This is a genomic window from Labilibaculum manganireducens, assembly GCF_002843385.1.
GTDB lineage: Bacteria > Bacteroidota > Bacteroidia > Bacteroidales > Marinifilaceae > Labilibaculum > Labilibaculum manganireducens.
Window position 1 is genome coordinate 1 of sequence record NZ_MVDE01000060.1, and the last position, 11598, is coordinate 11598.

9 protein-coding genes and 1 rRNA gene are annotated in these 11598 nt (G+C 35.7%); 2 read left to right on the forward strand and 8 right to left on the reverse strand.

From position 1 onward, the window contains the following. Nucleotides 1–562 precede the first annotated feature (562 nt). Nucleotides 563–1291, reverse strand: coding sequence for a DUF6261 family protein (locus tag BZG01_RS20905; RefSeq protein ID WP_101311791.1), 729 nt, complete (start codon nucleotides 1289–1291; stop codon nucleotides 563–565). A 1321-nt stretch (nucleotides 1292–2612) separates the two neighbouring features. Here BZG01_RS20905 and BZG01_RS20910 point away from each other — a divergent pair. Beyond that, nucleotides 2613–3902, forward strand: a complete 1290-nt coding sequence (locus BZG01_RS20910) for an arginine deiminase (RefSeq protein ID WP_101311792.1) — start codon at nucleotides 2613–2615, stop codon at nucleotides 3900–3902. Between the two features lie 100 nt (nucleotides 3903–4002). Continuing rightward, entirely contained in the window at nucleotides 4003–4542 is a 540-nt protein-coding gene (locus BZG01_RS20915) for an RNA methyltransferase (protein ID WP_101311799.1), read from the forward strand. A 2-nt stretch (nucleotides 4543–4544) separates the two neighbouring features. Here BZG01_RS20915 and BZG01_RS20920 read toward each other — a convergent pair whose 3' ends face one another. From BZG01_RS20920 to rrf, 7 genes are all read right to left on the reverse strand, one after another. After that, nucleotides 4545–5357: a hypothetical protein gene (locus tag BZG01_RS20920; RefSeq protein WP_143470969.1), complete on the reverse strand. Its 813-nt coding sequence runs from the start codon at nucleotides 5355–5357 to the stop codon at nucleotides 4545–4547. A 138-nt stretch (nucleotides 5358–5495) separates the two neighbouring features. Continuing rightward, nucleotides 5496–7220: a tetratricopeptide repeat protein gene (locus tag BZG01_RS20930; RefSeq protein ID WP_101311795.1), complete on the reverse strand. Its 1725-nt coding sequence runs from the start codon at nucleotides 7218–7220 to the stop codon at nucleotides 5496–5498. Between the two features lie 115 nt (nucleotides 7221–7335). Further along, the gene (locus tag BZG01_RS20935) at nucleotides 7336–7971 is read right to left on the reverse strand and encodes a deoxynucleoside kinase (RefSeq protein WP_101311796.1); all 636 of its coding nucleotides are present in this window, start codon (nucleotides 7969–7971) and stop codon (nucleotides 7336–7338) included. Nucleotides 7972–8145: 174 nt separating this feature from the next. Next, entirely contained in the window at nucleotides 8146–8634 is a 489-nt protein-coding gene (locus tag BZG01_RS20940) for a hypothetical protein (protein ID WP_101311797.1), read from the reverse strand. Between the two features lie 101 nt (nucleotides 8635–8735). Next, nucleotides 8736–10868, reverse strand: a complete 2133-nt coding sequence (gene pnp, locus BZG01_RS20945; protein WP_101311798.1) for a polyribonucleotide nucleotidyltransferase — start codon at nucleotides 10866–10868, stop codon at nucleotides 8736–8738. Between the two features lie 102 nt (nucleotides 10869–10970). Then, nucleotides 10971–11240, reverse strand: coding sequence for a 30S ribosomal protein S15 (gene rpsO, locus BZG01_RS20950; RefSeq protein ID WP_101263426.1), 270 nt, complete (start codon nucleotides 11238–11240; stop codon nucleotides 10971–10973). A gap of 272 nt (nucleotides 11241–11512) precedes the next feature. Continuing rightward, nucleotides 11513–11598: ribosomal RNA gene (rrf, locus tag BZG01_RS20955) — 5S ribosomal RNA — on the reverse strand; the annotation flags it as partial.

An 11598-nucleotide genomic window follows, 5' to 3' on the forward strand; every position in this document is an offset into this window, starting at 1 on the left:
AATCTGCATCTCCGCAATCATCCGTTCTCTAAGACTTTTTTTTCATGACTAAATTTTTAATGAATAAATATTCAATCAAGTTACGAGCTTATTTCTTAACTACCGCCATAGGCGGTTTTTGTTCAACTCCTAAATAAAGCAATGGGCTTAATTTCGTTTATATTTTTAAAAAAAGTGTATTTACCGACCCACATCGGGCAGTAATGTACACATATTATGATGATAACATGAAACATTATCGGTAAAAAACCTTACTAAGGTAGTAAAGCGAAACCAAGATTCAAGCTGTCAAAGTTGCCAACTTGCAGAATGTGAGCAATTGCACAAAAAAAGGCTCTGCTTTTGGAAAAGAAGCCAAAAGGAGAGCCTTTTTTTCTATTTGCTTTGTGCTGTTCTGCAAAACAAAGAGGGAGTCCAAAAAGTATTGTTCTATTTGTCATTCTGATCCCGATGAATCGGGACGAAGAATCTTTCATTTTGAAAAACAGATGTTTCGACTTCGCTCAACATGACAATCCAATACAAAATATTCCTTTTTGAACACCTTCTCAGCAGGTGGTTTTTACACCAATTCGGTATCTGCCTCCTTTGTTTTGCGGCGACGTTTTACCAATTCGTTATTTTGATTGATTAACTCGGCAATTGTTTTGGCCGTAGCCTGGTAAGTGGCTGGCTTTACTTTTGCCATGGTGTTCATATAGCCTATCAGATTGGTATTAATCTCAATAACGCCCTCTTTCTTCAATTGACTGGCAGAAGCCAAACCTTTCTTCACACTCTCCCCCTCTGCTTGTTGCAAGGCCACATTTTCAAAATCTTGTTGATCCGCATCCAAAGCGGCAAGCGTTTCGGCCACGCCTTTCAAGTTTGCAATAGCTGCCACAACATCAGGTTTGGCTAAATCGTTTAGTAAGGACTCAATATTTGCTGATTTTGCAGCATAATCTTTGTTCTGTATGCTTAAACCATATTGCTCCAATACATTCTCAACCACCAAGGCGGCTTTTTTCATCTCAGCAATAGGAATATGAGCATAGCCCTCTACCAACTTAAACAAATCTCTAATTGCCATATTGCGCACGCGGTCTTTCTCTGCCATCTGAGAATAAACTTTCAGTCGCCGCAATGCCTCAATCAGGGAGCTGTTACCAGCATTTATCTTTTCAATTATGGTAGTCAAATACGTGTCTGAACTCCAATCAATTTTTGCAAATGCTTTTAGAATAAGGCTAAACAATGCACTAATATCGCCATTGTGGCTGCTCGGCGTAATTTTCTTAATCAATGCCATGGGTCATCATTATAAAGATTAGTATTTATTGATTATTCAAAATATCTATTTTGCTTTATCAATATTGATATTGAGCAAAAAACCAATTTTTAAGGCTTTATTACTATTTATATTGTGTGAATAAGCACATCCTAAGGATTTATCACCATTTGCATTGATCAAAAATACCTTTCATCAGGCTTTATTACTATTGATATTGAACGAAAAAACAATTTTTATTAGCTTACCAAAATTGATATTGATTGAAATACCAGCATTTGCATTTAATATCTAATCAATCACCTCCCACTCCTTCTTGTTTTAACGTAAAAAATATAATGAATGTAGTTCTTTTTTTATTACTGAACAAAATATACAGCAAAGAAAATATTTGGCAGCCAATTGCGTCCTAAACGTTTTTTGAGAATAAGTATTAATTACTTCTTTTATAAAAACTTACAGCTCGTGATAATCTTAAGGGGTACAATTTAAGTTAGGTATTTTATTGGCATCTTTTTTAAAGAGCTTTCGTTTTAGTTCAAACCTTTAGTAAGACCGGGAAGCTGAGAACTTGTTCGAAGATCGCCCGTATGCACTTAGGTTTGAATTAAATAAGGAAATTTTTTAAAAAGCAGCCTTGAATTTCTTTGCTTCGTTTCTTGTTTCAAGACAAGAAATGATGTCGGGTTTGGGCGGAAAGCCCAATTGTTAAAATCAATTAGGACAATATTGTTTGGCAGCTATAAATAGCAGGTAAAACGCCATTGGCTGTCGAGAGTGATTTGTGCAATCAGCAAATTATTTTTCTTATGGATAAGGAAATTGGAACAAAGCGTAGTGAAAATTGTCAGGGAGGTTTAGGTATGATATTGGTTTTATGAAATATTTAGAGGTTTTGGTTTTATACCAATTGGATAAATTGGGTGTTATACTCTATATAATTATACAGATGCCTGCGTTAAGGATTGAAGCGGCTACCCCGCAGACATATCTGAAGCGAAGCGGAAGGTTATGGCGAGGAGTAATAGCGGAAAGCCTGACCTGAATTCCCCGAAACAATTGTGCAGGGGAATTTAGGAAACGCCAAAAAACCAATAATTTAAATGTGTCGGCATTCTGCCGTCAATACCAACACTACATTACATAACACGCAAAGTAACTTCCAGATTCAAACTCTTCGTATTGATCATGATCTTAACGATTTCAGACACTGTTAAGGAAAATTGAAATTTACTTAACGCAATCCTTTTCTATGCCCCAAATTTTTCTTTCATTTGCAAATCTAAAAACATGTATTTTTAGACGCAAACAACTATAACAAACGGTACTTTAATTGAGAGGTATGACAAAGTATGTAGAATTAAATGTAAGATCGGAGATTGGAGAATTGGAAGGTGTAATCCTTCACACTCCTGGTTCAGAAGTTGAAAACATGACTCCCGAAAATGCAGAGAGAGCTCTTTACAGTGATATTTTAAACCTATCGGTTGCAAAAGATGAATACAAACAATTAAGCGGTGTTCTTTCTGAAATTTCAGAAACCTATCAGGTTAAAGATTTACTGGCTGATGTGCTTGCAGATGAAAAAGCCAAAGAGAATGTTATTGACCAAATTTCTGCAATGGAACCTCAGATAAGTGTTAAAGGAAACACTTACTGCATAAAAGATTTCCTGCTGCAACAGACACCTCTGGACCTTGCTTCTCTATTAATTGAAGGTGTTCCTTTAAAAAGAGACAACCTAACTAAATTTCTGAGTAAGGAACGATATGCGATGCGGCCACTGCACAATTTCTTCTTTACCCGGGATGCTTCAATGTCAGTTCTGGACGAGGTTCTGATTGGTAAAATGGCCAGTTCGGTTCGCGATAGAGAATCCTTGATTATGCAGGCGATTTTTGATTATACTCCTGGATTTAAAACAAAAACGGTTAATCCCATTGATAATCCTGAAATGGATCCTAATTGTACCATTGAAGGAGGCGATGTATTAATTGCCCGTGAAGACATCATGATTATTGGTAACGGAACCCGCACATCAACTCAGGGTATTGATTTTATTCTGGCTCAGTTACTTTGCCAAAAAGACAAAACACAACGTCATTTATTAATACAGGAGTTGCCTAGTCATCCGGAATCTTTCATTCATTTGGATATGGTATTCACCCTTTTAGATGTTGATAAATGTATGGTTTACGAACCCTTAATTATCCGTCCAAACAAATACCAGACTGTTCACATTGCCATTGAAAACGGAAAAGTTATTTCTATCACCCGTGAGAACAATCTTCTTCAGGCTCTGAAAAAACTTGGAATGGATTTGAAACCTATTTATTGTGGCGGAAACGGGGATCCCTGGAATCAGGAGAGGGAGCAATGGCACAGCGGAGCTAACTTTTTTGCCGTTGGTCCGGGAAAAGTGATTGGTTACGGACGAAACGTTCACACCATGGATGCAATGAATAAAAACGGATTCGAAATTCTTCGTGCAAAAGACATTATTCGTCATAAAGTAGAGCTTTCCGATTACGAAAAATATGTAATAACTCTTGAGGGATCGGAATTACCACGTGGTGGTGGTGGTGCGCGCTGCATGACCATGCCTGTTCGCCGTAAACCTGTTAACTGGTAACAATTCAAACAAAATAAACGAAAGGAATCTCAAAAGGATTCCTTTTTTTATATTTTTGTAACCAATTCGAATATTGACCTTATACATTCCAATAAAAGCAATGAGAAAACTAAAAAACAGCGAGCTAAACAGAAAAAGCATCGATGAGTTTAAAGAATCTGAAAAAACGCCCATCATTATTGTTTTGGATAATGTAAGAAGCCTGAACAATATTGGTTCTGTTTTTCGTACATCGGATGCGCTTTTGGTTGAAGCTGTATATCTTTGTGGAATTACTGCCACCCCTCCTCACCGCGAATTGCACAAAACTGCTTTAGGAGCGGAAGATTCTGTCTATTGGGAATATTTCGAAAAAACAGAAGATGCTGTTGCAAAATTAAAGAGTAATGGCTTTGATGTTTACTCTGTTGAACAAGCAGAAAACAGCACATCTCTGGAAAATTTCACAATGGATTCCGCTAAGAAATATGCCTTGGTTTTTGGGAATGAAGTAAAAGGTGTTCAACAGAGTATTGTAAGTCTTTCTGAAGGTTGTATAGAAATACCTCAGTTCGGTACCAAGCACTCTTTTAATGTATCTGTAAGCTGCGGAATCGTGCTTTGGGATCTTTTCTCAAAACTAAATTATCAGAAAAAGTAGGCTTATTCCTGAAGATTAAATTCTAAGGTAATAACGGATCCCGGGAATTCTTTTTCATGTAATTTTGAAAAGCTTCGGTGCTTCACCTGTTTCCAAACTCCATCGCCCGATATAATTTGAATTTTGCCTTGATTTTGCTTTATAAACTGACGAATCGTATACAATCCAATTCCTTTGTGAGTGTCTTTTCCTGTTGTATGTCCGTTCTCAACAGCCCACTCGATGGCTCCTACACCATTTAACCTTTTATTTAGAGTCTTATTTACGAGTAAACTAAATGGCCGCCCCTGACTTACAATGCTTATTAAAAGCTTCTTATTATAAACAGAATAATAGTGTGCAATAAAAACTTCTTTGCAGTTGCTGTGTGCGAAAGCATTCCGGTAAACTTCGGCCACACACAATTGAACAGCCATTTTCAGCTGCTTATTTAATTTCACTTCAGGTCGCTCGGGAAAGATCCTCTTTTCCAAATAATCAGCCAAAGCCTCTTCATCTACCGAAGCAAACTGCTGGCATTTCACAAAACACTTCCATAAATATTTACGGGCAGAACCATTAATCAGCTTCCTGGAATTAAATAAGTTTTGAATAGGCTCCTGCATATTCACAAGTCGAATTTTATTCTTCCTGCGCTCCAAACCCGCAATAACGCTTCCCAATATCGCAAACAAGTTGGATTCAATCACCTTAGTGTTTGCAAAATTCAGAACAATTTGCTCCTCAAAACAACTCTTTGTTTGGTGATGCATTTCCGAAAAGAAAATATAGCCTTGAAAATTGTTTACTACTTTATATGGGAATTGGATTTCCATTCTACAATCAAATTAATTCATTATTTCACTGATAATAGTGAGAAGACGAAGATAAAAAATCTACTGAATAAATACATTACAAGAATAAAAAAAGCGACCCATAAATGGGTCGCTTCTCAATATTTTAGGAATAATTAATTATTCAACGATAGCTTTGAATTTAGCATCTTCGAAAACTTTAGCAAATTCCATGTCGGTTTTTGCAGCAGCTTTTAAAGAAGCATCTTTAGCAACAGCTGTTTCAAGGTTTGTGAAAACAAGGTTATTGTTATCAGTTCTTGCACCAACAACAGCTTTCAAATAATAAACTATTGCATCATCGCTGGTGTTAGCATTTAGTTTGTCTAAAGCAACATTGTATTTTCCAACAAGGATGTTAGCCAATGCAGCATTAGCAGCAGTACACTCACCAAATTGCTTAACAGCTGTATCGTATTGTGCTTTTTTAACTGCAACAATTCCTAAGTTGTAATTCACTTCGTTTCCAGCTCCTGTTGCAGCTCCGAAAAGAACTTCAGCTTCGCTTACATTACCGTTTACTAACTCAACAGCACCTAAGTTGTTTTTCACAACAGGATTGTTTGCAGATAGTTGATCAGCTTTTTCAAAGTTAGATTTAGCTTCAGATACTTTATTCATTCCGAATAAGATCATACCAGCATCATTATAACCTCTCCAATCGTTAGAGAATTGTTTTTTAGCAGTTTCGTAAATAGCCAATTTATCTTTAGCAGAATCAACTAATGAAGCAGCAAATAATAATTCTTCAACATTCAATTCAGAAGGGTTGCTTAAAGCAAGAGACTTTAATTCAGCGTCAGTTTTTCCAATTAGGTCAACGTTAACAGTAAATTTAGCTCTTCTCAATTTAGGAAGTACTTCTTTTTTCACTTCGTCAAAAGCAGCTGAAATGTTTCTGATTTCTTTTTCACGTACTTCAGGATCTGAATACATTGAAAGAACACGTAAAATCAACTCTTTATCTTGAATATTAGAAGCTTTCATTAATTCCTGGAATCCAGCCCAATCTTCAGGAGTAACTTTGCTTTTAAAGAATTCTTCAGCAGCATATTCACTCATTTTAGCTTTCTTCATTTCTTTTTTAATGTACTTAGAAGAAGAACCTTCACGTTTAGCAGCTAATTTCTCATTAAAATCCTGCTTTCCATCCGGAGATGCGTAAGCAGCAACTTCAACACCTTTGTATTCTTTATTCTCATCCATCTTAGCAGCATCCAAATATGCTTTAAGAGCAGTAATGTCATCAGCTTTCATTTCCGACCAACGAACTTCAGAGCTGTTAATCAAGTAATGAAGTTCTGCTTCTTTACTTTCTGGAATAATTCTTTGGAAAGCATCTTTTCCAACAATACTACGTGGAGAATTTTGAACCAAAGTAGCAGTAGCGATAACACCATCAGCAACTTTATAAGGATCAAATTCCTGAGACTTATCACCTTTACTTCCAACCATTCTTACTTCAAGGTCAGAAATTCTCATCGCTTGCTCGTAAGGGATTTTTCCTGTGTAAGTGATTGTTTTACCTGTTTCGTAAGGAACAACAGTATTGTTTCCTTGAACTTTTTCACCTTGCAAAGTTTTTGAAGGGAAAGCTTTCTCTCCTGATTCAAACTTTAAAACCGGAGTTGCAACTAAAACAACATTCTTGTTGAAATACTTTGCAGGAATATTAACAGTGATTTTTACATCAACCATATCTGCATGAGCTTCCAAAACTTCAGGAGTCACTTGATACTTGATGTTACTTGCTTCTTTCTTCATTTTGCTCAATCCTGCACAACTCGTAAGAACTGCAACTGATAACAGCAAAGAAGCCAGGGAAATAACCTTTGATCTTTTCATAACAACTACTTAATTATTTTAACTTTAAACATTATAATCTAGTTCAAAAACAAATTTAAGAAAATTTTATGCAAATTAAATCGATTCGATAATTTTATTTGATATAACAAGGCCTTCAGAGAATAATTCTATTTACCCCCTTTTTGCAGTTAAAAGCGAATATCGCATCTGAAACTTTATTATAATCATCTTGATTATTAACGAAATCAATATTGTTTGTATCTATAACAAGAAAGCTAAGTTCCTGTTGTTGTTTAAAAAACCCGAAATAACTATCCTGTATTTTCTGCAAATAATCTGCTGAAATTTCTTGTTCATACTCTCTCCCTCTGCTTTTTATGTTGTTTAAGAGCTTATCTACATTGGAATGAAGATAGACGTATAAATCAGGTTTTGGTAAGGAGTTATAAATAATATGAAAAAACTGCCGATACAGACTATACTCATCATCCTTAAGCGTTTGCTTCGAAAAAATCAATGATTTCATAAAGTAATAATCCGCAATAGTAAATGATTTAAATAAATCTCTCTCGCTTAATTCCCTTTTTAACTGATTGTACCGATCGGCTAAAAAAGACATCTCCAAAGGAAATGAATACTTATCCGGATCCTTATAAAATTTGGGTAAAAACGGATTATTTGCGAACTGCTCTAAAATTAGCTTCGCATTATATTGTTCCGCAATCTTATGAGAGAGTGAGGTTTTACCAGCACCAATATTTCCTTCTATTACGATAAATTTATAATCCATTAATAGTGAGTTACAGATTTGGAGACATAAAAATAGAAAATGAGGCACAAATATCAGGCTTTTTTATAAAAAAGGAAGAGCCATTGCAAATAAAATAGTAACTATGGCTCCCAGCTATAAGTAAGATTAGAAAAGTCCATCTATTTATTCGAATTTGATATTCTTTTTTTCAGTCTAAATCTGTTTTCCTTCCCGAACTAAAATCCTGTCTTTTCTGCTCCCCAGAACATTTCCGGCAAACATTCCAATTCCAGAAGTCAGAAAAAACACTGACGGGTTGAAACTATAAAATATCCCGTAAGACAAAAGAAGCCCTAAACCAGCTCCAAAGAATGTGTATGTTGCGGAATAAGTATAAGTGAAATAATGAGCCTGAAAAACTTTATGTTTATCTTTTAAATGCTTTAGCAAGCTTTCAACTTTTTTCTCATATTCACTTTTATTTACGCCTGACTTGTTAATTAATCGATCCAACTCCAGAACGATAGTTTCCAACTCTTTTCGGGCGTATTTACATTCTAAACAACTCTCATCATTGTTTAAATGCTTTGCTATTCTTTTTAGTTTTTCAATTTGATAAAATCGATAATCGCGCACTGATATATGAAGATCAATTTGTTCATCAATTTTATTTGATATAGTACTAACCCAATTTTCAGTCATAAAGTCGATTCTGTTTTAGAAGATTCAAAGTTAGTCATTCAGCTAATAACAAAAAAAAATCCCGGAATAAATCCGGGATTTTCAATCATATATTTAATTTTCTATTTCTCCTCTTTCTCAGGCTTAGGCAACAAAGCTTTTCTAGAAAGTTTCAGTTTACCCGATTTAGCATCAACTTCAATAAGTTTTACCTCAATAATCTGACCTTCTTTCAAAACTTCATCAACTGTATTTAATCTTCTGTGTTCAATTTCAGAAATATGAAGCAAACCATCTTTTCCTGGAAGAACTTCAACAAAAGCACCAAATGCAACAATTGATTTTACTTTTCCTTTGTAGATTTCTCCAACTTCAGGAATTGCAACAATACCCTTAATACGAGCTAAAGCCGCATCAATAGCTTCTTTATTATTAGCCGAAATATCAACAACACCTTTATTGTCAATTTCCTCGATAACAAGAACAGCACCTGTTGATTCCTGAATCTCCTGAATGATCTTTCCACCTGGTCCGATTACTGCACCGATCATATCTTTTGGAATTTCAATAGATACAATACGCGGGGCATGAGGTTTCAAATCTTCTCTTGGTTCACTAATAGTTTCCTTAATTTTTCCAAGAATATGAAGACGCCCCAAACGTGCCTGATCTAAAGCTTGAGCTAAAACTTCGTAAGGAAGTCCGTCCACTTTAATATCCATTTGAGTAGCTGTAATACCATCTTTAGTACCTGTTACTTTAAAGTCCATATCACCTAAATGATCTTCATCACCTAAAATATCAGATAATACAGCATATTTCTCAGCACCCTTAGTTGAGATCAATCCCATTGCAATACCAGATACCGGATTTTTAATCTTAATACCAGCATCCATCAACGCCAATGTTCCTGCACATACAGTAGCCATTGAAGAAGAACCATTAGATTCTAAAATATCAGAAACTACACGTATAGCATATGGAGAATCTTTAGGAATCATTCCTTTTAAAGCTCTAAAAGCAAGATTTCCATGACCAACTTCTCTACGGCTGATACCACGCGAAGGACGGGCATCTCCAGTTGAGAATGAAGGGAAATTATAATGAAGAACAAATTTCTCTTTTCCTCTGTACAATACGTCATCCACCATTTTCTCATCCAACTTAGTCCCTAATGTAACTGAAGTTAATGATTGTGTTTCACCTCTGGTAAATATAGCAGAACCGTGAGCACCTGGTAAATAATCAATTTCAGACCAGATTGGACGAATTTCGTCAGTCTTACGACCATCTAAACGCACACGATCTTCTAAAACCATTTCTCGAACAGCGTCTTTTTCAACATCGTGATAGTAACGGCCAATCAAAGACTTGTTAATCTCTAAAGCGTCTTTACCTTCAGAATATTCAGCTATAAACTCTTCTTTTATTGCACCAAATGCATCAGAACGTTCATGCTTATTTGGGTTTTGTAATCTTGCTGCGGCTAATACCTTAGCATATGTTTTATCCACGATTAACTGACGAAGTTCTTCATCATTAGTTTCGTGACAATATTCTCTTTTAACAGTTTTACCTGTTAGTTCAGCCAACTCAACTTGAACCTGGCATTGAACTTTAATAGCTTCGTGACCGAATTTGATAGCTTCCAGCATTTCAGCTTCAGAAATTTCAGACATTTCACCTTCAACCATCATGATGTTATCCATGGTAGCAGCAATAATCATATCAAGATCAGCAGTTTCTAATTCTGTACGAGATGGATTAATCATCATTTTGCCATCGATTCGGGCAACACGAACTTCAGAAATTGGTTCTGAGAATGGAACATCTGATACTGCGATCGCTGCAGATGCAGCTAAGCCTGCAAGAGCGTCAGGCATATCATCGGCATCAACCGAAATAAGGTTAATGGAAACAAAAGTCTCTGCGTGGTAATCTGCAGGGAATAATGGACGTAGGGCACGATCCACAAGACGACAAACAAGAATCTCATAATCTGAAGGTCTGCCTTCACGTTTCATGAAACCTCCAGGAAATCTACCTAATGCGCTGAATTTCTCCTTATATTCAACCGACAAAGGCATAAAATCAACATCCGCTTTTGCATCTTTTGCAGACACAACAGTAGCCAACAACATGGTCTTACCCATTTTAACTACAACAGCTCCATCAGCTTGTTTTGCTAACTTCCCTGTTTCAATTGTGATGGACCTTCCATCACCTAATTCAATTATTTTTTCAATCACTTTCATCTTTGTGTAGTTTATTTCAAACTCTTTTTAGGATAAGCAACAGGATGTCGCTATATATTATAAAAAGCAATCCCGATTACTCGGGATTGCTTTAATATGATATTATTTACGAATATTTAAAGCTTTGATAATAGCTCTGTATCTTTCAATATCTTTTGCTTTTAAGTAATCAAGAAAATTTCTTCTTTTACCTACTAGCAATTGCAGTGCACGTTGGGTACTGTAATCTTTTCTGTTTTTCTTTAAATGTTCAGTCAAGTGACTGATACGGTATGAAAACAAAGCTACTTGTGATTCTGCAGTCCCAGTATCTTTGTTAGACTTCCCGTACTTCTCGAAAAGCTCTTGCTTTTTCTCTGCTGATAAATACATAATTCTTTTATTTGAAAATTTAAAACTTATTATAACTGATTGCATTATACAACCAGTTCGCAAAATTAAGCAATATTTTCTACAAAGCAAGATATCTTAATAAAAACATCGATTCAAAATCCTGAATTATTGCGAATTACTTTCATTACCAACAGATTGGCTATTGTTTACTAACCTTCCGAAATTATTTTCGCACGAAACACAAGTTTCAACACCCACTTTCAGGGCAAAAAAAAAGAGTCTCATTCCTCATTGGAACAAGACTCTTTAAAAGTTGGCGTCGACCTACTCTCCCACCAAAAAGGCAGTACCATCGGCGCTATCGGGCTTAACTTCTCTGTTCGGAATGGGAAGAGGT